The sequence below is a fragment of the Streptomyces sp. NPDC042371 genome, from assembly GCF_056437465.1.
The window spans coordinates 145,172-168,706 of the sequence record NZ_JBWKAP010000011.1; the positions used below are offsets into that span (position 1 = coordinate 145,172).

At 70.7% G+C, this 23,535-nt stretch carries 20 protein-coding genes and 1 pseudogene; 18 read left to right on the forward strand and 3 right to left on the reverse strand.

The window, feature by feature from the left end; all coding sequences use genetic code 11:
- Positions 1-54 precede the first annotated feature (54 nt).
- From ruvC to AC068B_RS30925, 11 genes are all read left to right on the forward strand, one after another.
- Positions 55-630 carry a crossover junction endodeoxyribonuclease RuvC gene (gene ruvC, locus AC068B_RS30875; RefSeq protein WP_478674849.1) on the forward strand — a complete coding sequence of 192 codons (576 nt, stop codon included), beginning with the start codon at positions 55-57 and terminating at the stop codon, positions 628-630.
- Positions 627-1,238: a Holliday junction branch migration protein RuvA gene (gene ruvA / locus AC068B_RS30880; protein ID WP_478674850.1), complete on the forward strand. Its 612-nt coding sequence runs from the start codon at positions 627-629 to the stop codon at positions 1,236-1,238. Before ruvC ends, ruvA begins: the two co-directional genes overlap by 4 nt.
- Before the next feature lie 63 nt (positions 1,239-1,301).
- On the forward strand, positions 1,302-2,384 hold the full coding sequence (gene ruvB, locus AC068B_RS30885) for a Holliday junction branch migration DNA helicase RuvB (RefSeq protein ID WP_478674851.1): 1,083 nt from the start codon (positions 1,302-1,304) through the stop codon (positions 2,382-2,384).
- A 197-nt stretch (positions 2,385-2,581) separates the two neighbouring features.
- Positions 2,582-3,043, forward strand: a complete 462-nt coding sequence (yajC, locus tag AC068B_RS30890) for a preprotein translocase subunit YajC (protein WP_356258644.1) — start codon at positions 2,582-2,584, stop codon at positions 3,041-3,043.
- Between the two features lie 162 nt (positions 3,044-3,205).
- Entirely contained in the window at positions 3,206-4,975 is a 1,770-nt protein-coding gene (gene secD / locus AC068B_RS30895; RefSeq protein ID WP_478674852.1) for a protein translocase subunit SecD, read from the forward strand.
- Between the two features lies 1 nt (position 4,976).
- Positions 4,977-6,101: a protein translocase subunit SecF gene (secF, locus tag AC068B_RS30900; RefSeq protein WP_356258648.1), complete on the forward strand. Its 1,125-nt coding sequence runs from the start codon at positions 4,977-4,979 to the stop codon at positions 6,099-6,101.
- Positions 6,098-6,646 (forward strand): adenine phosphoribosyltransferase, encoded by a 549-nt coding sequence (locus AC068B_RS30905; RefSeq protein ID WP_478674853.1) that lies wholly within the window; start codon positions 6,098-6,100, stop codon positions 6,644-6,646. The genes secF and AC068B_RS30905 overlap by 4 nt, the downstream gene beginning before the upstream one ends.
- Before the next feature lie 308 nt (positions 6,647-6,954).
- The gene (locus AC068B_RS30910; RefSeq protein WP_478674854.1) at positions 6,955-9,495 is read left to right on the forward strand and encodes a RelA/SpoT family protein; all 2,541 of its coding nucleotides are present in this window, start codon (positions 6,955-6,957) and stop codon (positions 9,493-9,495) included.
- 37 nt (positions 9,496-9,532) lie between these two features.
- Positions 9,533-10,855 (forward strand): serine/threonine-protein kinase, encoded by a 1,323-nt coding sequence (locus tag AC068B_RS30915; RefSeq protein WP_478674855.1) that lies wholly within the window; start codon positions 9,533-9,535, stop codon positions 10,853-10,855.
- A complete protein-coding gene (locus AC068B_RS30920) occupies positions 10,848-11,264 on the forward strand; it encodes an effector-associated constant component EACC1 (protein ID WP_478674856.1) in 417 nt (138 codons plus the stop codon). Before AC068B_RS30915 ends, AC068B_RS30920 begins: the two co-directional genes overlap by 8 nt.
- Positions 11,248-12,387, forward strand: coding sequence for a caspase, EACC1-associated type (locus AC068B_RS30925; protein ID WP_356258661.1), 1,140 nt, complete (start codon positions 11,248-11,250; stop codon positions 12,385-12,387). The genes AC068B_RS30920 and AC068B_RS30925 overlap by 17 nt, the downstream gene beginning before the upstream one ends.
- A gap of 62 nt (positions 12,388-12,449) precedes the next feature.
- Here the strand turns inward: AC068B_RS30925 and AC068B_RS30930 are convergent, their stop codons facing one another.
- On the reverse strand, positions 12,450-13,682 hold the full coding sequence (locus tag AC068B_RS30930) for a DUF349 domain-containing protein (RefSeq protein WP_478674857.1): 1,233 nt from the start codon (positions 13,680-13,682) through the stop codon (positions 12,450-12,452).
- A 134-nt stretch (positions 13,683-13,816) separates the two neighbouring features.
- Complete coding sequence (locus AC068B_RS30935) at positions 13,817-14,638, reverse strand: peptidylprolyl isomerase (RefSeq protein ID WP_478674858.1); 822 nt, start codon at positions 14,636-14,638, stop codon at positions 13,817-13,819.
- 167 nt (positions 14,639-14,805) lie between these two features.
- Here AC068B_RS30935 and AC068B_RS30940 point away from each other — a divergent pair, with 167 nt between their 5' ends.
- The 6 genes from AC068B_RS30940 (at position 14,806) to rpsD (ending at position 20,780) form a co-directional block, all read left to right on the forward strand.
- Entirely contained in the window at positions 14,806-15,519 is a 714-nt protein-coding gene (locus tag AC068B_RS30940) for an MBL fold metallo-hydrolase (protein ID WP_478674859.1), read from the forward strand.
- 13 nt (positions 15,520-15,532) lie between these two features.
- On the forward strand, positions 15,533-16,798 hold the full coding sequence (gene hisS, locus AC068B_RS30945) for a histidine--tRNA ligase (protein WP_478674860.1): 1,266 nt from the start codon (positions 15,533-15,535) through the stop codon (positions 16,796-16,798).
- 171 nt (positions 16,799-16,969) lie between these two features.
- Complete coding sequence (locus AC068B_RS30950) at positions 16,970-17,611, forward strand: vitamin K epoxide reductase family protein (RefSeq protein ID WP_468569381.1); 642 nt, start codon at positions 16,970-16,972, stop codon at positions 17,609-17,611.
- Between the two features lie 59 nt (positions 17,612-17,670).
- Positions 17,671-19,032, forward strand: coding sequence for a replication-associated recombination protein A (locus AC068B_RS30955; protein WP_356258678.1), 1,362 nt, complete (start codon positions 17,671-17,673; stop codon positions 19,030-19,032).
- Between the two features lie 60 nt (positions 19,033-19,092).
- Positions 19,093-19,815, forward strand: a complete 723-nt coding sequence (locus tag AC068B_RS30960; protein ID WP_478674861.1) for an HNH endonuclease family protein — start codon at positions 19,093-19,095, stop codon at positions 19,813-19,815.
- A 350-nt stretch (positions 19,816-20,165) separates the two neighbouring features.
- Positions 20,166-20,780, forward strand: a complete 615-nt coding sequence (gene rpsD / locus AC068B_RS30965) for a 30S ribosomal protein S4 (protein WP_055543665.1) — start codon at positions 20,166-20,168, stop codon at positions 20,778-20,780.
- Positions 20,781-20,805: 25 nt separating this feature from the next.
- On the opposite strand, the pseudogene AC068B_RS30970 reads toward rpsD, so the two are convergent.
- A pseudogene (locus AC068B_RS30970) lies at positions 20,806-22,900 on the reverse strand (ATP-binding protein); the annotation flags it as partial.
- 173 nt (positions 22,901-23,073) lie between these two features.
- On the opposite strand from AC068B_RS30970, the gene AC068B_RS30975 reads away from it, so the two are divergent.
- Positions 23,074-23,532, forward strand: coding sequence for a DUF948 domain-containing protein (locus AC068B_RS30975; protein ID WP_478674862.1), 459 nt, complete (start codon positions 23,074-23,076; stop codon positions 23,530-23,532).
- The last annotated feature ends 3 nt before the right edge of the window (positions 23,533-23,535 follow it).

The window sequence follows — 23,535 nt, forward strand, 5'->3', positions numbered from 1 at the left end:
CGCGTTGTCAGAGGGACCCGATAACCTGCACGGACAGGTGATTGGAGGGGCTACGTGCGCGTGCTGGGGGTCGACCCGGGTCTGACCCGGTGTGGTGTGGGGGTCGTCGAAGGCGTCGCGGGACGCCCCTTGACCATGCGAGGCGTCGGGGTCGTTCGGACTCCGGCCGACGCGGAGTTGGGGCACCGCCTCGTCGCCATCGAGCAGGGCATCGAGCAGTGGCTCGACGAGCACGGCCCCGAAGTCGTCGCCGTCGAGCGCGTGTTCAGCCAGCACAATGTGCGCACGGTGATGGGCACCGCCCAGGCCAGCGCCGTCGCCATGCTCTGCGCCTCGCGCCGCGGCATCCCCGTCGCCCTGCACACCCCCAGCGAGGTCAAGGCCGCCGTCACCGGCAGCGGCCGCGCCGACAAGGCGCAGGTCGGCGCGATGGTCACCCGCCTCCTGCGGCTCGACGCGCCCCCCAAGCCCGCCGACGCGGCCGACGCCCTGGCCCTCGCCATCTGTCACATCTGGCGCGCCCCCGCCCAGAACCGGCTGCAACAGGCCGTCGCCCAGAACCGTCTCCAGCAGGCCGTAGCCCTGCACGCATCGAAGTCTCCCACCGCACAGAAAGGCCGTACCGCATGATCGCCTTCGTCAGCGGCCCCGTAGCCGCCCTCGCCCCCGATGCCGCGGTGGTCGAGGTCGGCGGCATCGGCATGGCCGTCCAGTGCACGCCGAACACGCTCTCCACCCTCCGCGTCGGCCAGCAGGCCAAGCTCGCCACCTCCCTTGTCGTACGGGAGGACTCCCTCACCCTGTACGGCTTCGCGGACGACGACGAGCGCCAGACCTTCGAGCTGCTGCAGACCGCGAGCGGCGTGGGCCCGCGCCTCGCCCAGGCCATGCTCGCCGTGCACAGCCCCGACGCCCTGCGCCGCGCGGTCGCCACCAGTGACGAGAAGGCCCTCACGGCCGTCCCAGGCATCGGCAAGAAGGGCGCCCAGAAGCTCCTCCTGGAGTACAAGGACCGCCTCGGCGAGCCCCTCGGCACCGGCGGCCCCGCGATCGGCACGGCCGTCACCGCAGGCTGGCGCGACCAGCTGCACGCGGCCCTGATCGGCCTCGGGTACGCCACGCGCGAGGCCGACGAGGCCGTCGTCGCCGTCACCCCGCAGGCCGAGGCCAGCGAGGGCGCCCCGCAGGTCGGACAGCTCCTGAAGGCCGCCCTCCAGACCCTCAACCGCACCCGCTAGCCAGCCCCGCTGACTCCCCCCGACGGCCACCCCCTGAACCGACCGCATCGCGAGGCACACCGCATGAACTGGGACGACCCCACCCACGACGCCGACGAAGCTGCCGACGCGGCCGAGCGGCTCGTCGGTGCGTCCGCCGACGGCGAGGACCAGGCGGTCGAGGCCGCCCTGCGCCCCAAGGACCTGGGCGAGTTCATCGGCCAGGAGAAGGTCCGCGAGCAGCTCGACCTCGTCCTGCGGGCGGCCCGCGCGCGCGGCGCCACCGCCGACCACGTGCTGCTCTCCGGAGCCCCCGGCCTCGGCAAGACGACCCTCTCGATGATCATCGCCGCCGAGATGGGCGCCCCGATCCGCATCACCAGCGGCCCCGCCATCCAGCACGCAGGCGACCTGGCCGCGATCCTCTCCTCCCTCCAGGAGGGCGAGGTCCTCTTCCTCGACGAGATCCACCGGATGTCCCGGCCCGCCGAGGAAATGCTCTACATGGCCATGGAGGACTTCCGCGTCGACGTCATCGTCGGCAAGGGCCCCGGCGCCACCGCCATCCCCCTCGAACTGCCCCCCTTCACCCTCGTCGGTGCCACCACGCGCGCGGGACTGCTCCCGCCGCCGCTGCGCGACCGCTTCGGCTTCACCGCGCACATGGAGTTCTACGAACCCGCGGAGCTGGAGCGCGTCGTCCACCGCTCCGCCCAGCTGCTCGACGTGGAGATCGACCCGCAGGGCGCCGCCGAGATCGCGGGCCGCTCGCGCGGCACGCCCCGTATCGCCAACCGCCTGCTGCGCCGCGTCAGGGACTACGCCCAGGTGAAGGCCGACGGAGCGATCACCCAGGACATCGCGGGCGCGGCCCTCGCGGTCTACGAAGTGGACGAGCGCGGACTCGACCGCCTCGACCGGGCCGTCCTGGAGGCCCTGCTCAAGCTGTTCGGCGGCGGCCCCGTCGGCCTGTCGACGCTCGCGGTCGCCGTGGGGGAGGAGCGCGAGACGGTCGAGGAGGTGGCGGAGCCCTTCCTGGTACGGGAGGGTCTGCTGGCCCGCACCCCGCGCGGCCGCGTCGGGACCCCCGCGGCATGGGCGCACCTCGGCCTGGTACCCCCGCGGCAGACGGGCGGAAAGGGACAACAGGACCTGTTCGGGGCGTGATATCGGCGAGACGGCGCCGCGGCCGAAGGACAACGGCGCGGAGAGTCGACCCCTCAGGAACGTCGGTGCCATGCTGAGCGTTGTTCGTTAGGCGCGGACTCGCTTAGACTCCGCCGATGCCGCCCTTGTCGGGCGGTGTGCCCACCCCCATCCCAATGGCCGCTTACCTGCGCGGTCTGCGAAGGAAATTCCGTCCCGTGAATATCGTGACCCTCCTCCCGTTCATCGTGCTCATCGGGGCCATGTTCCTGATGACCCGCTCGGCCAAGAAGAAGCAGCAGGCCGCCGCGTCGATGCGTAACGAGATGCAGCCCGGCACCGGCATCCGCACGATCGGTGGCATGTACGCGACCGTCAAGGAGGTTCACGACGAAGCCGTCCTCCTTGAGGTGGCCCCCGGTGTCCACGCGGTTTACGCGAAGAACTCGATCGGCGCCGTCCTCGACGACGACGAGTACAACCGCATCGTGCACGGCACCGAGGACGACCTGAACGAGGACGCCCCCGTCGTCCCGGACGACGCCTCCTCCCTGACCGAGACCGACGAGCCCGCCGACGCTTCCGACGACTCGCCCATCGACCTCGGCAAGAAGGACGCGGCCGCCGGGGCCGACGACGCGGAGCCGAAGAAGACCGACGGCGAGTCCGACGCGAAGTAGTCACGACCGGGGCCTGTGGGGCGCACCGCTCGCGCACCACGGGCCCCGGACCACGTGCATTTCGCGCCGAATCTCGACACCACTTCATGGCCGCCCGACCGGGCTCCCGCACTGCAGGGGGGCAGACCGGGGACCGGGCGGTTGGACAGGGAGAACGAGAAGGTGGCAGCACCGAAGAAGGGCCGAAGGCAGAGCGCCCCGGGCAAGCCGGGACGCTCTCTGGTCTTCATCCTGATCGCCCTCGTGGCGCTGACCGGGGGAATGTTCCTTTCCGGGCACACCACGCCGCGCCTGGGCATCGACCTCGCAGGCGGTACGAGCATCACGCTCGAGGCGAAGAACGAGCCCGGTCAGAAGAACGCGATCAACCCGACCAACATGAACACCGCGGTTGACATCATCAACAACCGTGTCAACGGTCTCGGTGTCTCCGAGGCCGAGGTTCAGACCCAGGGCGACAAGAACATCATTGTCAACATCCCCAAGGGTTCGAACGAGAAGCAGGCGCGCGAGCAGGTCGGTACGACCGCTCAGCTCTACTTCCGTCCGGTGATCACGCAGACCAGCGGCCAGCCCACGCCCAACCCCACGCCCAGCTCCTCGTCCGGGACGGACAAGGACAAGGCCACCGACAAGGCGACGGACAAGGCCACCGACAAGGCCACGGACAAGGGGAAGTCCCCGACCTCCACCCCGACCTCCCAGGGCCGCGCCGTCAGCGAGGCCCTGAAGGCCGACCCGACGCCGAACGCCTCGGACAAGGCCCAGGACGAGGGCGGCAAGAAGGACGAGACGCCCAAGCCCGACCCGGCCACCGCCAAGCTCCAGGAGCAGTTCACCAAGCTGGACTGCACCGACAAGAAGGCGCGTGCCGCGGCAGGTCGTGGCATCAAGCCCTCCGACCCCACCATCGCGTGCGGCAAGAGCCCCGACGGCAAGACGTGGGACAAGTTCATCCTGGCCCCGGCCGAGCTGAACGGTAAGGACGTCGACGACGCCAAGGCGGCCATCCAGCAGCAGTCCGGTGCCTGGGTGGTCAACATGGAGTTCACCAAGGGCGGCTCGAAGAAGTTCTCGGCGGTCACCAGCAAGCTGTCGCAGCAGCAGCCCCCGCAGAACCAGTTCGCGATCGTCCTCGACGGTGAGGTGGCCTCGGCCCCCAGCGTCCGGACGACCCTGAACTCCAACGCCGAGATCTCCGGCAGCTTCGACCAGAACTCCGCCAAGGACCTGGCGAACATCCTGTCCTACGGTGCCCTGCCGCTGACGTTCCACGAGCAGAGCGTCACCACGGTCAGCCCGGCCCTCGGTGGCGAGCAGCTCAAGGCGGGTCTGATCGCGGGCGCCATCGGCCTCGCGCTCGTCATCATCTACCTGGTGGCCTACTACCGCGGCCTTTCGCTCATCGCCATCGCGAGCCTCCTGGTCTCCGCGGCGCTGACGTACACGATCATGACGCTGCTCGGCCCGACCATTAAGTTCGCGCTGAACCTGCCCGCGGTGTGTGGTGCGATCGTTGCGATCGGTATTACCGCGGACTCGTTCATCGTGTTCTTCGAACGCGTGCGGGACGAGATCCGTGAGGGCCGCACGCTGCGGCCCGCCGTCGAGAGGGGCTGGCCGCGCGCCCGGCGCACGATCCTGGTCTCCGACTTCGTGTCGTTCCTCGCCGCCGCGGTGCTCTTCGTCGTCACGGTCGGCAAGGTGCAGGGCTTCGCGTTCACGCTCGGCCTGACCACGCTGCTCGACGTCGTCGTGGTGTTCTTCTTCACCAAGCCGCTGATGACGCTGATGGCCCGCAAGAAGTTCTTCGCGAGCGGTCACAAGTGGTCCGGTCTCGACCCGAAGCGGCTCGGCGCCAAGCCGCCGCTGCGCCGGTCCCGACGCACCACTCCTCCCACCGCCGGCCCTGTCGACCCGAAGGAGGCGTGAGATGTCGAAGCTCGGCAATCTCGGCGCCAGGCTCTACCGCGGTGAGGTCGGCTACGACTTCGTCGGCAAGCGCAAGATCTGGTACGGCATCTCGATCCTGATCACCATCACGGCCATCGTCGGCCTGGCGGTGCGCGGCCTGAACATGGGCATCGAGTTCGAGGGCGGCGCCGTCTTCAACACCCCGAAGACCAGCGCCTCGGTCTCCCACGCCGAGGAGTCCGCGGAGAAGGCGTCCGGTCACGACGCGATCGTCCAGAAGCTGGGCGGCGACAAGCTCCGCATCCAGATCGCGGGCGTCGACATCAAGAAGTCCGACCAGATCAAGAAGTCGCTGGCCGAGGACCTCGACGTGAAGGCGGGCGACATCGACGCCGACCTGGTCGGCCCCAGCTGGGGCGACCAGATCGCGAACAAGGCCTGGCAGGGCCTGGCCATCTTCATGGTCCTCGTCGTGATCTACCTGGCCATCGCCTTCGAATGGCGCATGGCCCTGGCGGCACTCATCGCACTGATCCACGACATCACCATCACCGTGGGTGTGTACGCACTGGTCGGCTTCGAGGTCACACCGGGCACGGTGATCGGTCTGCTGACCATTCTCGGATACTCGCTCTACGACACGGTGGTGGTCTTCGACAGCTTGAAGGAGCAGTCGAAGGACATCACCAAGCAGACCAAGTACACGTACAGCGAACTCGCCAACCGCAGCATCAACGGCACCCTGGTGCGCTCCATCAACACCACGGTCGTCGCGCTGCTCCCGGTGGCGGGCCTGCTCTTCATCGGTGGCGGTGCGCTGGGCGCGGGCATGCTCAACGACATCTCGCTGTCGCTGTTCGTCGGCCTCGCGGCCGGTGCGTACTCCTCGATCTTCATCGCCACGCCGCTCGTCGCCGACTTCAAGGAGCGCGAGCCGCAGATGAAGGCCCTCAAGAAGCGGGTGCTCGCCAAGCGCGCGGCGGCCGCGGCCAAGGGCGAGTCCGCGGAGGCGCCGGAGTCCTTCGACGACGGGGACCCGGAGGACGACATCGCCGATGACGCCGCCCCGGCCGTCGTCGGCCCCCGCAGCCAGCCCGCGTCGCGCAACCGCGGCCGGGGCCGGCCCTCGGGGAAGCGCCGATGACCGAGCTCGCAGGCGTCACGGAGCTGCTGCTCAGCCGCATCCGTGACGTCCCGGACTACCCGAAGCCGGGCGTGATGTTCAAGGACATCACGCCGCTGCTCGCCGATCCGGCCGCCTTCGCGGCGCTCACGGAGACGCTGGCGGACCTGAGCGTGCGGCACGGCGCCACGAAGATCGTCGGCCTGGAGGCCCGCGGCTTCATCCTCGGCGCCCCCGTCGCGCTCCGCGCGGGGCTCGGCTTCATCCCCGTACGCAAGGCGGGCAAGCTCCCCGGAGCGACGCTCCGGCAGAGCTACGACCTGGAGTACGGCAGCGCCGAGATCGAGGTGCACGCCGAGGACCTGGCCGCGGGCGACCGCGTCATGGTCATCGACGACGTCCTCGCCACCGGTGGCACCGCCGTGGCCTCGGTGGACCTGATCCGCCGCTCGGGCGCCGAGGTGGCCGGTGTCGCGGTCCTCATGGAGCTCGGCTTCCTCGACGGCCGGCAGAAGCTGGAGCAGGCCCTCGACGGGGCGCCTCTGGAGGCGCTGATCACCGTCTGAGATCACCGCCTGAGGCGGCTCGCAGGACAGCACGACGGGCGTTCCGGTACCCACCGGGACGCCCGTCGTCGTTTCGGCCGGTTTCCCGCTCCGGGCGGCCCTTGCGCGGAGCTGCTCCGGCGCTCCGGGTGCCGTCCGGGGCGGCTGGGGGAGCGGAGCGGCGGCTTCGGGGAATCCGGCGTCCGTCCCTCGCGTTTCTCCAGTACAGAGCCGTCTCACCGGCCCAAGGCGAGCCGACGGCCCAGGATCGATACCATGGACTCTTCGGGGCCTGTCCGGGGGACCCCGATCGCGCACAGGGAGCGCTCTTGCCAGACGAGTCCCAGCCACTCACCGCCGCCAAGGCCGCCCAGCAGGGCAAGGAGGCCTCGGCCGGATCCGTGGCGCCCGCGAAGAAGGCCGCGGACGCGCAGGGCGGCACGTCCGCGCAGCGCGCCCAGGGAGAGGTCTCCCGGGGCGACAAGCCGGCCGAGCAGCCCCGCCCCAAGCCGCCCGCGGACCACCATCCGACGGCCCCCGCGATCCGCCCGGCCACCGGCCAGCCCGCGCGTACCGGTTCCTCCAACCGCGTGCGGGCCCGGCTCGCCCGGCTCGGCGTCCAGCGCTCGAACCCGTACAACCCCGTCCTGGAGCCCCTGCTGCGCATAGTGCGCAGCAACGACCCCAAGATCGAGACGTCGACGCTCCGCCAGATCGAGCGTGCCTACCAGGTCGCCGAGCGCTGGCACCGCGGCCAGAAGCGCAAGAGCGGCGATCCGTACATCACGCACCCGCTCGCCGTGACGACCATCCTCGCCGAGCTCGGCATGGACCCGGCCACCCTGATGGCGGGGCTCCTGCACGACACCGTCGAGGACACCGAGTACGGCCTGGACACCCTCAAGCGCGACTTCGGCGACCAGGTCGCCCTGCTCGTCGACGGCGTCACCAAGCTGGACAAGGTCAAGTTCGGCGAGGCCGCGCAGGCCGAGACCGTGCGCAAGATGGTCGTCGCCATGGCCAAGGACCCCCGCGTCCTGGTCATCAAGCTCGCCGACCGCCTGCACAACATGCGCACGATGCGGTACCTCAAGCGCGAGAAGCAGGAGAAGAAGGCCCGCGAGACCCTGGAGATCTACGCTCCGCTGGCGCACCGCCTGGGCATGAACACCATCAAGTGGGAGCTGGAGGACCTCGCCTTCGCGATCCTCTACCCCAAGATGTACGACGAGATCGTGCGGCTGGTGGCCGAGCGCGCCCCCAAGCGCGACGAGTACCTGGCCATAGTGACCGACGAGGTCCAGACCGACCTGCGCGCCGCCCGCATCAAAGCCACCGTCACCGGGCGCCCGAAGCACTACTACAGCGTCTACCAGAAGATGATCGTCCGCGGCCGTGACTTCGCGGAGATCTACGACCTGGTGGGCATCCGCGTCCTCGTCGACACGGTCCGGGACTGCTATGCCGCCCTCGGCACGGTCCACGCGCGATGGAACCCGGTCCCCGGCCGGTTCAAGGACTACATCGCGATGCCGAAGTTCAACATGTACCAGTCGCTGCACACGACGGTCATCGGCCCCAACGGCAAGCCCGTCGAGCTCCAGATCCGTACGTTCGACATGCACCGCCGCGCCGAGTACGGCATCGCGGCGCACTGGAAGTACAAGCAGGAGGCCGTCGCCGGTGCCTCCAAGGTGCGCACCGACGTGCCGAAGAAGGCCGGTGGCAAGGATGACCACCTCAACGACATGGCGTGGCTGCGCCAGTTGCTCGACTGGCAGAAGGAGACCGAGGACCCCAGCGAGTTCCTCGAATCGCTGCGCTTCGACCTCTCGCGCAACGAGGTCTTCGTGTTCACCCCGAAGGGCGACGTCATAGCGCTGCCCGCGGGCGCCACCCCCGTCGACTTCTCGTACGCGGTGCACACCGAGGTCGGCCACCGCACCATAGGGGCGCGGGTCAACGGACGGCTCGTACCGCTCGAATCGACCCTCGACAACGGCGACCTGGTGGAGGTCTTCACCTCCAAGGCGGCGGGCGCGGGCCCGTCCCGCGACTGGCTCGGCTTCGTCAAGTCGCCGCGGGCGCGCAACAAGATCCGCGCGTGGTTCTCCAAGGAGCGCCGCGACGAGGCCATCGAGCAGGGCAAGGACGCCATCGCGCGCGCCATGCGCAAGCAGAACCTGCCGATCCAGCGGATCCTCACGGGCGACTCCCTGGTGACCCTCGCGCACGAGATGCGCTACCCCGACATCTCGTCGCTGTACGCGGCGATCGGCGAGGGACACGTCACCGCGCAGTCCGTCGTGCAGAAGCTCGTCCAGGCGCTTGGCGGCGAGGAGGCCGCCAACGAGGACATCGCCGAGAGCGCGCCGCCCTCGCGCGGCCGCAGCAAGCGCCGCTCCAACGCCGACCCGGGCGTCGTCGTCAAGGGCGTCGACGACGTGTGGGTCAAGCTGGCCCGCTGCTGCACGCCCGTGCCGGGCGACCCCATCATCGGCTTCGTCACGCGCGGCAGCGGCGTATCGGTTCACCGCAGCGACTGTGTGAACGTGGACTCGCTCTCGCGCGAGCCCGAGCGCATCCTCGAGGTCGAGTGGGCGCCCACCCAGTCCTCGGTCTTCCTGGTCGCCATCCAGGTCGAGGCCCTGGACCGCTCCCGCCTCCTGTCGGACGTCACGCGCATCCTCTCGGACCAGCACGTGAACATCCTGTCGGCGGCCGTGCAGACCTCCCGCGACCGCGTGGCCACCTCCCGCTTCACCTTCGAGATGGGCGACCCCAAGCACCTGGGGCACGTGCTGAAGGCCGTCAGAGGAGTGGAGGGTGTGTACGACGTGTATCGGGTGACATCGGCGCGCCGCCCGTGAACTAGCCTGATCCCGGGCCTGGTTCACGGGAGAGGGCATGACGCGAGGCGAACTGGTCGACGGGCGCTACCGGTTGATGGAGCTCCTGGGCCGCGGCGGCATGGGCGAGGTCTACGAGGCCGAGGACATGCAGCTGGGCCGCCGCGTCGCGGTGAAGCTCCTGACGTCCGTCGGGGGCATGGCCCCGGGCGGCGAGGAACTCGACCGGTTCCGGCGGGAGGCCCGCGCGATGGCGCGGATCGAGCACCCCGGGGTCATCGCGCTGTACGACAGCGGGCTGCACCGGGGAGTCGCGTACCTGGTGATGCAGATCCTCGACGGGCGCAACCTCGGCCACCTCGTCGCGGCCAAGGGCCAGTTGCCGGTCCGGGCCGCGTGCTGGATCGGGCTGAACATGGCGGAGGCGCTGGCCGCCGCGCACCAGGCCGGGGTGATGCACCGGGACATCAAGCCCTCGAACGTCAGCCTCACCCGGGACGGCCGCGTCGTACTGCACGACTTCGGTCTCGCCCGCCTCGCGGGCGAGCAGGCGATCACGGCGACCGGGGTGGTGCTCGGATCCCCGCAGTTCATGGCGCCGGAGGCCATGAAGGGCGCCCGCGCGGACTCGGCGGCCGACCTGTACGGGCTCGGGGCCTGCATGTACTTCATGCTCACGGGCGAGAGTCCGCTCGGCCCCGCCATCGATGTCGGGGCCGTCGTGGAGCGGGCGCTGGGCACCGGCATTCCGAGTCTGATCGGCCGCTCTCCCGGAATTCCCCCCGAACTGGTCCGGCTGGTCGACCGGTTGTGCCAACAGGACCCTGCGGGACGGCCGCGCGGCGCGGCGGAGGTGGCGGAGGCGTTCGGCGAGCTGAGCGCCGGTGGCCAGGACGTGGTGCGCAGCAGCCTCGCCGCGCTCCAGCGTGACGAGGCCGTGCGGATGGCCAGGGGCGTACGGCTGCAGAAGGGGCCCGAGTACGCGTGGGAGGAGGCAGCGGTGCCCGCCCCGCGGACCGCGGACTCCGCGTCGGCCACCGACGCCGCCCCGCCCCTCGTCCCCGGCACAGGACCCCCGACCCTCAGCGACAACACGCGCCGCATGGTGCTCGGCAGCATGTCCCGCGAGACCGCACTCTCCCGGCAGCGCGAGGCGGTCAACCTCGTCCAGCGGGGCGAACTCGAGTCGGCCGCACGGATGCTGGCGGCCGTCGTGCCGGTCTGCGTCGCCCGCCTCGGCCCCGACCATCCGACCACGCTGACGAGCCAGTACTGGCAAGCTGTATGCCTGGCCAGGCTGGACGCGGGGCGAGAGGCACTGGAGCTGCTCGCCCGGGTGAACAAATACGTCGACCAGCGCAAAGGAGCGGCAAGTGACTGACGTCCGAGTGGAGCTGGCACCGGCGGACCCCGGCGCGGACGCCGAGGACGCCCTGCGGTCCCTGCTGCGCTGGCTGCACGAGGACGAGACGCTGGACGGCGCGGTGCGCGGCGAGTTCACCACATCGGCGGCGCCCGTCGCGGGCCACATGGGCGCGGGCGGCTTCGACATCCTGCAACTCGCCCTCGGCAGCGGCCTGTCCACCGCGGCGCTCGCCGTCTCCGTACTCCAGTGGCAGCTCGCCAGGAAGCGCGCACCCGCGGTCGTCCTCAGCCGGGGCGAGCTGCGCGTGGAAGTCACCCCCGAAGGCGCCCGTGACGCCGACACACTGCGGCGCGTCGTCGAACTCCTGGACCAGCGGCCGGCCGTCACGGCCCCGGACGGGGAGCACGATGGCGGCGCTGCCTGACCCGGGCCTGTCACGCGCCGTCCTGCTCGGCACGGCCTCCTACCGCCACCTTCCCCAGCTCGCCGCGGTCGAGACGAACCTGGTGGACCTGGCGGGCGAGCTGTGCGACGCCACGGTCTGGGGCCTGCCCGTACAGCACTGCGCCGTCGTCGCCGACCCGCAGAGCGCACCCGCCATGCTCGACCCCGTCCACCGCGCGGGCGACGAGGCCACGGACACCCTGCTCGTGTACTACGCCGGGCACGGCATGCGCGACGCGGAGTCCGCCGATCTCTATCTGGCCCTGGGGGAGTCCCGGGAGAGCATGGGCTACACCGCCGTCGCCTACCAGCACCTGCGCGCGGCCCTGCGCGCCTCCCGGGCCCGACGCAAGATCGTCATCCTGGACTGCTGCTTCAGCGGCCGGGCCGCACGCTCCCTGGGCGGCGACGACGTGCTCGCCGCCCAGGCCGCCGTCGACGGCGCGTACGTCCTCACGGCCTCCCCGCGCGACCGGGTCGCGCTCGCCCCGGACGGCGAGCGGCACACCGCCTTCACCGGGGAACTCCTCGGCATCCTGCGCGACGGCGTCCCGGACGGACCCGAACTCATCGACCTGGAGACGCTCTACCGCGTCCTCGACGAGCGCCTGCGCGCCAAGAACCGGCCCCTGCCCCAGCGTTCGCAGGAGAACGGCGTCGGCCGACTGCCCCTGGCCCGCAACCGCGCCCGGTCCGCGCGCAGCGCCCCCGCCGGACCCGTCCTGCGCGCCGACGTGCGCGCCGCGATGGTCGCCACCGGCCTCAACCTCGCCCGGCTGCTGCGCGCGGAGGGCACCGTCAAGGACGCGCTGCCCGTGCTGCGCCTGGCCCTGGAGGAGCAGACCGCCGACACCTCCGGCGAACTGCTCGCCGTACAACTGGAGCTGTCCGAACTGCTCGCCGAGACCGGGCAGAACAAGGAGGCCATCGAGATCCTGGAGTCCGCCTTCCAGCGCGTCCACAAGATGTACGGGCCAGAGGCCGTGCTCGTCTGTCGCCGCCTCGCCGAACTGCTCCAGGAGTCCGGCAACCACATCGAGGCGTGCGAAGTGCTCAAGCACGCCCTGGACATCGCCGAGTTCGACCACACCGCCACCCGGTAGCGGACACGGAACGGCCCGGACCGCAGCTCGCGGTCCGGGCCGTCACACACCCATGAGGACGGTCAGCCGCCGAACTCGTGCAGCCCCTTCAGTGCCTGGTCGAGCAGCGCCTGACGGCCGTCGAGCTCCCGCTGCAGCTTGTCGGCCTTCGAGTTGTTGCCCGCGGCGCGAGCGGTCTCGATCTGGCCCTGGAGCTTGTCCACGGCGGCCTGCAGCTGACCGGTGAGACCCGCCGCACGCGCGCGTGCCTCCGGGTTCGTCCGGCGCCACTCGGCCTCCTCGGACTCCTGCAGCGCACGCTCCACGGCGTGCATCCGGCCCTCGACCTTCGGTCGGGCGTCACGCGGGACGTGGCCGACGGCCTCCCAGCGCTCGTTGATGGAGCGGAACGCGGCACGGGCCGTCTTCAGATCCGTCACCGGGACGAGCTTCTCCGCCTCGTCGGCCAGCTCCTCCTTGAGCTTCAGGTTCTCGCCCTGCTCCGCGTCGCGCTCCGCGAAGACCGCGCTGCGCGCCGCGAAGAACACGTCCTGGGCGCCGCGGAAGCGGTTCCACAGGCCGTCCTCGTGCTCGCGCTGGGCGCGGCCCGCGGCCTTCCAGTCGGCCATCAGCTCGCGGTACCGCGCGGCCGTGGGGCCCCAGTCCGTCGAGTTCGACAGCGCCTCGGCCTCGCCGACCAGCTTCTCCTTGGCCTTGCGGGCGTCCTCGCGCTGCGCGTCGAGCGACGCGAAGTGCGCCTTGCGGCGCTTGGAGAACGCCGAGCGGGCGTGCGAGAAGCGGTGCCACAACTCGTCGTCCGACTTGCGGTCGAGCCGCGGCAGCCCCTTCCAGGTGTCCACCAGGGCCCGCAGCCGCTCGCCGGCCGCCCGCCACTGCTCGCTCTGGGCCAGCTCCTCGGCCTCGACGACCAGGGCCTCCTTGGCGTGCCGTGCCTCGTCGGACTGCTTGGCCTTCTGGACCTTGCGCTCCTCGCGGCGCGCGTCGACGCTCTCCACGAGCTTGTCGAGCCGCTTGCTCAGGGCGTCCAGATCACCGACGGCGTGCGCCTCGTCGACCTGCTGGCGCAGGTGGTCGATGGCCGTCGTGGCGTCCTTGGCCGACAGGTCGGTGGTTTTCACCCGGCGCTCGAGAAGTCCGATCTCGACGACCAGACCGTCGTACTTGCGCTCGAAGTAGGCGAGGGCCTCGTCCGGAGATCCTGCCTGCCACGAACCGACCACTCGCTCGCCGCCGTCGGCCGTACGCACGTACACGGTCCCCGTCTCGTCGACGCGGCCCCACGGGTCGCTGCTCACAGCGCCTCCTCCACATGATGCCTGCGCAGGGCCTCGGGGCCCCCGGCATCGTCCACAGTTTCGTCTCCGCCAACATAGGCGACCGGCGGGGCGGCTGTCCGCATCCCGCGCGACCGAAGTTTGCCTGCCCGCGGTCAGGATTTGGTGACGGTGGCCTTGTCGATGACGACCGTCGCGTTCGGGGCGCCGTCGCCCCGCCCGGTGCTCTCGCCCGCGGCGGCGATCTTCTTCAGAACCTTCATCCCCGAATCGGAAATGGTCCCGAACGGTGTGTAGTCGGGCGGCAGCTGACTGTCCTGATAGACGAGGAAGAACTGGCTGCCGCCGGTGTTCCTGCCCTGCTTCTCCTTGGCGTTGTACTGGTTCGCCATCGCGACCGTGCCCGCCGGATACACGTTCCCCTTCAGACGCTTGTCCTTGAGGTTCTCGTCCGGGATCTGGTAGCCGGGAGTGCCCTTACCGTCGGCCTTCGGGTCACCGCACTGCAGGACGTAGATGCCGCCCGTGGTCAGGCGGTGGCACTTGGTGTGGTCGAGGTAGCCCTTGTTGATCAGGAAGTTGAAGGAGTTGACGGTGTGCGGGGCCTTCGCCGCGTCGAGGTCGAGGGCGATGTCGCCGCACGTCGTCCTCAAGTCCATCGTGTAGTCGGCGGACTTGTCGATGGTGAGCGCGGGCTCCTTCTTGAAGCTCAGCGGCTTCACCTCGCCGGGCGCCGCCTTCTTGCACGGATCCTTGGGGGTGCTGCTGGGCGCCGCGCTCGCGCCGTCCTTGGTGTCGTCCCCGTCGAAGGCTCCCGCCGCATACGACACGGCGCCGCCCGCCACGACCACCGCGAGGGCGCCCGCGATCACCGCGTTGCGGGCCCGGGACCTGCGCCGCGCGGCCTCCCGCCGCTCCTGCTGGCGCGCCATCTTCTCCCGGGCGAGCTGTCTGCGCCGCTGTTCCTGGCTGACCACCGGCTCTTCTCCCCTTCTCCCGCGCATGTCTCTGCATGCGCCGCTTAGTGCCCCGTACCGTATATGGGTTACCTGTGGAATCGGCAGCGCCGGTAGGCTCTGATCTGCCGCGTTCTCCCGCCGGGGGCCGCGGTCACCCGCCGCCGGACGACGAACGAAGGACGATCGTGCTCATTGCCGGGTTCCCCGCCGGGGCCTGGGGCACCAACTGCTACCTGGTCGCCCCCGCCGCAGGCGAGGAGTGCGTGATCATCGACCCGGGCCACCAGGCCACCCAGGGAGTCGAGGACGCACTCAAGAAGCATCGGCTCAAGCCCGTCGCGGTCATCCTCACCCACGGCCACATCGACCACGTCGCCTCGGTCGTCCCGGTCTGCGGAGCGCACGACGTACCCGCGTGGATCCACCCCTCCGACCGGTACATGATGAGCGACCCCGAGAAGGCACTCGGCCGCTCCATCGGGATGCCGCTCATGGGCGAGCTGACGGTGGGGGAGCCCGACGACATGCGGGAGCTGACCGACGGCGCGGACCTGAAGCTGGCGGGCCTCGACTTCTCCGTCGCGCACGCCCCGGGCCATACGAAGGGGTCGGTGACGTTCCAGATGCCCGAGAGCGAGGAGATCCCTTCGGTCTTCTTCTCGGGCGATCTGCTCTTCGCCGGCTCCATCGGACGCACCGACCTGCCCGGCGGCAGCCACACCGAGATCCTCGAGTCGCTGGGCCGTGTGTGCCTGCCGCTCGACGACTCGACCGTGGTGCTGTCCGGCCACGGCCCCCAGACATCCATCGGCCAGGAGCGCGCCACCAACCCCTATCTGCGGCAGGTGGCCGCCGGCTTGGGCGCGGACGAGACGTCCGCCCCGCGACGAGGAATGTGACGAGAGAAATTCCGTGAGCACCTTCAAGGCCCCCAAGGGCACGTACGACCTGCTTCCGCCGGACTCCGCGAAGTTCCTGGCGGTGCGCGAGGCGATCGCGACGCCCCTGCGCAACTCCGGATACGGCTACGTCGAGACGCCCGGCTTCGAGAACGTCGAGCTGTTCGCGCGCGGTGTCGGTGAGTCCACCGACATCGTCACCAAGGAGATGTACGCCTTCACCACCAAGGGCGGCGACGAGCTCGCCCTGCGCCCCGAAGGCACCGCCTCCGTGCTGCGCGCGGCCCTGGAGGGCAACCTCCACAAGGCGGGCAACCTCCCGGTCAAGCTCTGGTACTCGGGCTCCTACTACCGGTACGAGCGCCCCCAGAAGGGCCGCTACAGGCACTTCTCCCAGGTCGGTGCCGAGGCGATCGGCGCCGAGGACCCGGCGCTCGACGCCGAGCTGATCATCCTGGCCGACCAGGCGTACCGCGCCCTCGGCCTGCGGAACTTCCGCATCCTGCTCAACTCGCTCGGAGACAAGGAGTGCCGCCCCGTCTACCGCGCCGCGCTGCAGGAGTTCCTGCGCGGCCTGGACCTGGACGAGGAGACACGTCGACGCATCGACATCAACCCGCTGCGGGTCCTCGACGACAAGCGGCCCGACGTCCAGAAGCAGCTGGTGGGCGCGCCCTCGCTGCGGGACTACCTGTGCGACGCCTGCAAGGCGTACCACGAGCAGGTCCGCGAGCTGATCACGGCGGCGGGCGTCGCCTTCGAGGACGACGAGAAGCTCGTCCGCGGCCTGGACTACTACACCCGCACCACCTTCGAGTTCGTCCACGACGGCCTCGGCTCGCAGTCCGCGGTCGGCGGCGGCGGCCGCTACGACGGCCTGTCCGAGATGATCGGCGGCCCCTCGCTGCCGTCGGTCGGCTGGGCGCTCGGCGTGGACCGCACGGTGCTGGCCCTGGAGGCGGAGGGCGTCGAGCTCGAACTCCCCGCGTCCACCAGCGTGTTCGCGGTGCCGCTCGGCGACGAGGCGCGCCGCGTCCTCTTCGCCAAGGTGACCGAGCTGCGCAGGGCCGGGATCGCGGCGGACTTCTCGTACGGCGGGAAGGGCCTCAAGGGCGCGATGAAGAACGCCAACCGCAGCGGCGCGCGCTTCACCGTCGTCGCCGGTGAACGCGACCTCGCGGAGGGCGTCGTCCAGCTCAAGGACATGGAGTCCGGGGAGCAGTCGGCGGTCGCGGTGGACGGGATCGTGGCCGAGCTGACGGCCAGGCTCGGCAAGTAGCGCGGCCGGAGGGGGCGGGGCCGAGGGACGGAATCCCTCGGCCCCGCCCCCTCCGTGTCGAACACTCCGGGTCCCTCGTGCGTACCTCCTTATGTCCAACGAACGGTGGACACCCGCCCGTGTGCGGCACAATGTGCGTGCCCGCGGCCCCACAAGCGACGGAACGGCGTGATGAGCAAAACGATGTCAGCGAAGGACGACGCCCTGGACGATCAGGGGCGCCAGGCCGCTCCCGGTGCCGTCGGCGGCAGCCGCGCGCTCGCCCTGCTCCTGGTGATCACGGGCGCGGCCGGTCTGCTCGCCTCCTGGGTCATCACGATCGACAAGTTCGAGCTCTTGAAGGACCCGAACTTCCAGCCGGGCTGCAGCATCAACCCCGTCGTCGCCTGCGGCAGCATCATGAAGAGCGAGCAGGCCGAGGCGTTCGGCTTCCCGAACCCCATGCTGGGCCTGGTCACCTACGGCATCGTGATCTGCGTCGGCATGAGCCTCCTCGCCGGAGCCCGCTTCCCCCGCTGGTACTGGCTGACGTTCAACGCGGGCGCGCTCTTCGGCGTCGGCTTCTGCACCTGGCTGATGATCCAGTCGCTCTACCACATCAACGCGCTCTGCCTCTGGTGCACCCTGGCCTGGGTCGCCACGCTCCTGATCTTCTGGTACGTCACGTCGTCCAACATCCGCGCCGGTTTCCTGCCCGCGCCCGCCTGGGCCAAGAGCTTCCTCGCGGACTTCACCTGGGCGCTGCCGGTGATGCACACCGGCGTCATCGCGATGCTGATCCTCACCCGCTGGGGAGCCGACCTCTGGGCCTGACTTCTGGGCCTGACCGGCGCCCGGAGGGATTGTCAGTGGGGTGACATAGGGTTCTTCACGTGGAGCCCGATCTGTTCACCGCCGCAGCCGAAGACCGCCAGGAGAAGGACCCGTCCAGCAGCCCCCTGGCCGTCCGGATGCGCCCCCGCACCCTCGACGAGGTCGTCGGCCAGCAGCATCTGCTGAAGCCGGGATCGCCCCTGCGCCGCCTGGTCGGCGAGGGCGGCGGCGGCCCCGCGGGCCCCTCGTCGGTGTTCCTGTGGGGCCCGCCCGGCATCGGCAAGACGACCCTTGCGTACGTGGTCTCCAAAGCCACGAACAAGCGCTTCGTCGAGCTCTCCGCGATCACCGCGGGCGTCAAGGAAGTGCGCGCGGTGATCGACGGCGCCCGCCGGGCGATGGGCGGCCACGGCAAGGAGACCGTCCTCTTCCTCGACGAGATCCACCGCTTCAGCAAGGCACAGCAGGACTCCCTGCTGCCCGCCGTGGAGAACCGCTGGGTGACGCTGATCGCGGCGACCACGGAGAATCCGTACTTCTCGATCATCTCCCCGCTCCTGTCCCGCTCCCTGCTGCTCACCCTCGAACCGCTCACCGACGACGACCTGCGCGCATTGCTGCGCCGTGCGCTCATCGACGAGCGGGGTCTTGCCGGTGCGGTCGAGCTGCCCGAGGAGGCGGAGGAGCATCTGCTGCGCATCGCCGGTGGCGACGCCCGGCGTGTGCTCACCGCCCTGGAGGCGGGCGCGGGATCGGCGCTCGCCAAGAACGAGAAGGCGATCACGCTCCAGACCCTGGAGGAGTCGGTCGACCGGGCCGCCGTGAAGTACGACCGCGACGGCGACCAGCACTACGACGTGGCGAGCGCCCTCATCAAGTCCATCCGCGGCTCGGACGTGGACGCGGCCCTGCACTATCTGGCCCGCATGATCGAGGCGGGCGAGGACCCCCGCTTCATCGCCCGGCGCCTGATGATCTCCGCCAGTGAGGACATCGGCCTCGCCGATCCGACCGCCCTGCCCATCGCGGTCGCCGCCGCCCAGGCCGTCGCCATGATCGGCTTCCCGGAGGCCGCGCTCACTCTCAGCCACGCCACGATCGCCCTCGCCCTGGCCCCTAAGTCGAACGCCGCGACGATCGCGATCCAGCAGGCCCAGGCAGACGTCCGCGGCGGCCTCGCGGGCCCCGTCCCGCCCCACCTGCGCGACGGTCACTACAAGGGCGCGGCCAAGCTCGGCCACGCCCAGGGCTATGTGTATCCGCACGACGTCCCTGGCGGCATCGCCACGCAGCAGTACGCACCGGACACCATCGAGGGCAAGCGCTACTACCAGCCGACGAGGTACGGGGCGGAGGCCCGGTACGCCGACGTGGTCGAGCGGGTCCGCGCCCGACTCAAGGGCGAACAGCCCGAGGGGTAGCCAGGGACAGCGCCGCCGCCCGAGGGGCGGGCCCCGCCCCGTCCGCCTACGCTCGGCGGCATGCGCACAGCGGCCGGACCAGCGGTGGGGGCGCTCGTCGCGCTGGCCGCCGTCGCCGTGGCCTGTACCCCGCCGCAGCTGCAGCGCGCCGACGCCCGCCGCTCGGCGCCGCCGCCGACCGCCAAGAGCACGCTCACGACGCCCGGCTTCCCGCCCGCCCCCGACCGGGCGCGGGACCGGCTCGCCCGCCTCACCGTGGCGTGGGGCAAGAACTGGCAGACGTACAAACGCTCCGAGTTCGGTGCGGGCTGGTCCGACGAGACCGACGCCCCCGGCGGGCGCAACGGCTGCGACACCCGTGACGACGTCCTGCGCCGCGACCTGAAGGACCTGCGCGAGGACGACCGCAACCCCTGTGTCGTGATCTCCGGCACGCTGCACGACCCGTACACCGGCAAGGAGCTGCCCTACTCCTACCGCCGGGCCTCCCGGATCGAGACCGACCACGTCGTCGCGCTGGGTGCCGCCTGGCGGGCCGGTGCCTGGGCCTGGACCCCGGACCGGCGCCTCGCCTACGCCAATGACCTGGACGTCCTGCTCGCCGCGGACAAGGACGCCAATCACGCGAAGAGCAGCTGGACCCCCGACAAGTGGAAGCCGCCCCGCAAGGAATACTGGTGCGCGTACGGGCGCCGCTGGACCGGCATCAAGGCCAAGTACGGGCTGACCGTCACCGCCCCCGAGAAGCGGGCCCTCCAGGAGCTCCTCGCCACCTGCGGCTGAGGCACCTCGCCGCACCCGGTACACTTGCCCGCAGTGCTGCGTCCCGTGTCCGGTCTCGTACCGGCACCACCAGAACGGGACATCCAGCCGGAACCCCGCCGCCGCAAGGCGAGGGGATCCAGGAGCGTCGCGCACCGTTGAAGGTGTCGCGGGCAGCCCACCACCACCCGGAGCTCCGGGAATCGGTCGGTGGGCCACTCGCGTGCTGCACATTGTGCCCAGACCAGGGAGCGGCTGCCTCACGGCCCCACGGCTTTCGAGCCCACGGCCCACGAGGTTTCCCAGGCTGCGGATGCGACCTCCCCTAACCCTGGTGAAGCCGATTTCACAGAGAACAGAGAGGTTGGTTCATGCCGAACCAGTCCCGCCCCAAGGTCAAGAAGTCGCGTGCCCTCGGCATCGCGCTGACCCCGAAGGCCGTCAAGTACTTCGAGGCCCGTCCCTACCCGCCGGGCGAGCACGGCCGTGGGCGCAAGCAGAACTCGGACTACAAGGTCCGTCTGCTCGAGAAGCAGCGCCTGCGTGCGCAGTACGACCTCTCCGAGCGCCAGCTCGTCCGTGCCTACGAGCGTGCGTCCAAGACGCAGCTCAAGACCGGTGAGGCCCTGGTCATCGAGCTGGAGCGTCGTCTCGACGCCCTGGTTCTGCGTTCGGGCATCGCCCGCACGATCTACCAGGCCCGCCAGATGGTCGTGCACGGCCACATCGAGGTCAACGGTGGCAAGGTCGACAAGCCGTCGTTCCGCGTCCGTCCCGACGACGTCGTGATGGTCCGCGAGCGCAGCCGCGAGAAGCCGCTGTTCCAGGTTGCGCGCGAGGGTGGTTTCGCCCCCGACGGTGAGACCCCGCGCTACCTCCAGGTGAACCTGAAGGCCCTGGCCTTCCGCCTGGACCGCGACCCGAACCGCAAGGAGATCCCCGTGATCTGCGACGAGCAGCTCGTCGTCGAGTACTACGCCCGCTGACCCGGACGTAGCTCACCCTGCTGCAGCCCGTCGCCTCCCCGCCCTTCCTGGCGGGGCAGGCGGCGGGTTCGCTCGTTCTCGGGGCCGCTGCCCAGCGCCCTGACCACCGCCGCGTCCAGGCCGAGCCCCGCGCCCGCCCGCACGCACTCCTCGTACCGCTCGTCGCCGAGCGCCTCGCGGGCCTGCCGCTCGCACATCGCGTGCGGCCCGCCGAAGTGGACCGAGCCGAACAGCGGCAGCCCCACCGAAGGCCAGATGCTCGACGCGGCGCCCTGCAGCACCGCCGCCTCCGCGGGGTCGCCCTCCGTCGCCGTGAACAGCGCGAGCAGCTCGATGGAGAGGACCGTGCCGATCAGATCGTGGAAGCGGTGGTCGAGACGGAGCGACTCGGCGAGCAGTTCGCGCGCCGTCCCCGCCTCGTCGCGGGTCCACGCCGCGAAACCGAGGACGTAGAGGGCGTACGCGAGGGCCCAGCGCTCGCCGTGGTCCTCGCAGACCTGGCGCACCTCCTCGCAGAGCTCCACCGCGACGCCGAGCTCGCCGCGGAAGGCCAGCGCCATGGCGAGCTCGGTCTGTCCCATGAGGACGTTGCTGTTGAGCTCGCCGATCTCCCGGTACCGCTCGAGCGCCGAGCGCAGCAGCGTCTCCGCGCGCGGCAGATCGTCCGTGACCAGGGCCAGGCAGCCGATGCGGTGTTCCGCGTACGCCGTGGCCAGGGCGCTGCCCGTGCGCTCCGCGCCGTCCCGGCACTCGTGCAGCGCGGCGAGCGCGGCGACCGCGTCGCCCTGCAGCACCGCCACGTAGCCGAGCACCCACAGGGCCTTGAGCCGGGAGTCGTCGTGCCCGCCGTCCAGCTCCAGGGCCCGGTCGAGCCAGTGCCTGCCCTCCGCGAGACGGCCGCAGCCCGCCCAGTAGAACCAGAGCGTGCCGGCGAGGTACTGCCCCAGGTGGGCCTGGTCGCCCTCGGTCAGACAGAACTCCAACGCGCCGCGCAGGTTGGGCAGTTCGGTGTCGACGAGGGCGGCGACCTCCGGCTGGCGCGGCGAGAACCAGTCCAGCTCGCACCAGGTGGCGAGGCCCATGTACCAGTCGCGGTGCCTGCGCCGCATCCGGGTGCTCTCGCCCGCCGCCTCCAGCCAGTCGGCGCCGTAGGCCCTGACCGTGTCGAGCATGCGGTAGCGCACGCCCGACGGCCCCTCCTCACGGTTCACGACGGACTGGGCGAGCAGCTCGCCCAGTACGTCGAGCACGTCGTCGGCGGGGAGTCCGTCCCCGGCGCAGATGTACTCGGCGGCCTCCAGGTCGAACTGCCCGGCGAACACCGAGAGGCGCGACCACAGCAGCCGCTCCCGCGGGGCGCACAGCTCATGGCTCCAGCCGATGGCCGTCCGCAGCGCCTGGTGCCGCGGCAGCCCGTCGCGGCGGGCCCCCGTGAGCAGCCGGAACCGGTCGTCGAGCCGGGCGAGCAACTGGGCGGGGGAGAGCGCCCGCAGCCGTCCAGCGGCCAGCTCCACGGCGAGCGGGATCCCGTCGAGACGGCGGCACAGCTCCATGACGTCCGTGCGGTTGCCGTCGTCGAGGGTGAAATCGGGCAGACATGCCGTCGCCCGGTCCGTGAAGAGCGCGGCCGCGTCGGGACCCGGCATCGGCGCGAGCGGAAAGAGCCGCTCGCCCTCGGTCTCCAGGGGCCTGCGCCCCACCGCGAGCACGCGGAGACCGGGGGAGTGCACCAGCAGATCGCGGACGAGCGAGGCGCAGGCGTCGACGAGGAGCTCGAAGCCGTCGATGACGAGGAGCAGTTCCCGCTCCGCGAGGTGCCCGAGCAGCACCTGTCGGGGCGGGCGCTTCGTGTGGTCCGTCAGCCCCAGGGCCTCGACGACCGCGTGCTCCAGGAGATCGGCGTCCCGCAGCGCCGTGAGGTCCACCAGCCAGGCGCCGTCGCACAGCCTGCTCCGTGCGGCTGCTCGCACGGCGAGCCGCGACTTCCCGACCCCGCCGACCCCCGTGACGGTGACCAGCCGTCCCGCCTCCAATGCCGTGGTGAGTTCGGCGAGTTCGGTGTCACGCCCGACGAAGGCGTTCAGTTCCAGGGGGAGATTGCCGGACTGAATGGGTCGCATAGGGTACGGAGCGTACTCATTCGTATGCGGTCCGTACAATCGGTTCGCGCAACTCCTGGAAGTCTGAAGGGGAATGCGGTACGGAGCGACGCCCCCGGCGCGATAGGGTCGGAGGACGACTTTTCGATGTTCAGGGACGAAGTTCAGGGACGAGATCCAGGGAGCGGTGCCAAGTGTCGGGTGGAGAGGTTGCCGGAATCCTGGTGGCCGTGTTCTGGGCGATCCTGGTCTCCTTCCTCGCGGTGGCACTGGCGAGGCTGGCCCAGACGCTCAAGGCGACCACCAAGCTCGTGGCGGACGTGACCGAGCAGGCCGTGCCCCTCCTGGCCGACGCCTCCTCCGCGGTGCGCTCCGCGCAGACGCAGATCGACCGTGTCGACGCCATCGCCTCCGACGTCCAGGAGGTCACGTCGAACGCGTCGGCGCTGTCCACGACGGTCGCGTCGACCTTCGGCGGCCCCCTGGTCAAGGTGGCCGCGTTCGGGTACGGCGTGCGCAGGGCCATCGGCCGCAAGGCCGCCCCCGAAACAAAGGAAATGCCCGCCAAGCCGTCCCGTCGTACGGTGATCGTGGGTCGCACCGTCCCGTCCGCGCGGCGGACCAAGCGGGCCAACCGGAGTAAGAGGGACTGACGC

Excerpts from the sequence above, each read along its gene's own strand:
- ruvA (WP_478674850.1), top strand. The coding sequence starts at position 627 with ATGATCGCCTTCGTCAGCGGCCCCGTAGCCGCCCTCGCCCCCGATGCC.
- ruvB (WP_478674851.1), top strand. The coding sequence starts at position 1,302 with ATGAACTGGGACGACCCCACCCACGACGCCGACGAAGCTGCCGACGCG.
- secF (WP_356258648.1), top strand. The coding sequence starts at position 4,977 with ATGTCGAAGCTCGGCAATCTCGGCGCCAGGCTCTACCGCGGTGAGGTC.
- AC068B_RS30905 (WP_478674853.1), top strand. The coding sequence starts at position 6,098 with ATGACCGAGCTCGCAGGCGTCACGGAGCTGCTGCTCAGCCGCATCCGT.
- AC068B_RS30915 (WP_478674855.1), top strand. The coding sequence starts at position 9,533 with ATGACGCGAGGCGAACTGGTCGACGGGCGCTACCGGTTGATGGAGCTC.
- AC068B_RS30925 (WP_356258661.1), top strand. The coding sequence starts at position 11,248 with ATGGCGGCGCTGCCTGACCCGGGCCTGTCACGCGCCGTCCTGCTCGGC.
- AC068B_RS30950 (WP_468569381.1), top strand. The coding sequence starts at position 16,970 with ATGAGCAAAACGATGTCAGCGAAGGACGACGCCCTGGACGATCAGGGG.
- AC068B_RS30960 (WP_478674861.1), top strand. The coding sequence starts at position 19,093 with ATGCGCACAGCGGCCGGACCAGCGGTGGGGGCGCTCGTCGCGCTGGCC.
- rpsD (WP_055543665.1), top strand. The coding sequence starts at position 20,166 with ATGCCGAACCAGTCCCGCCCCAAGGTCAAGAAGTCGCGTGCCCTCGGC.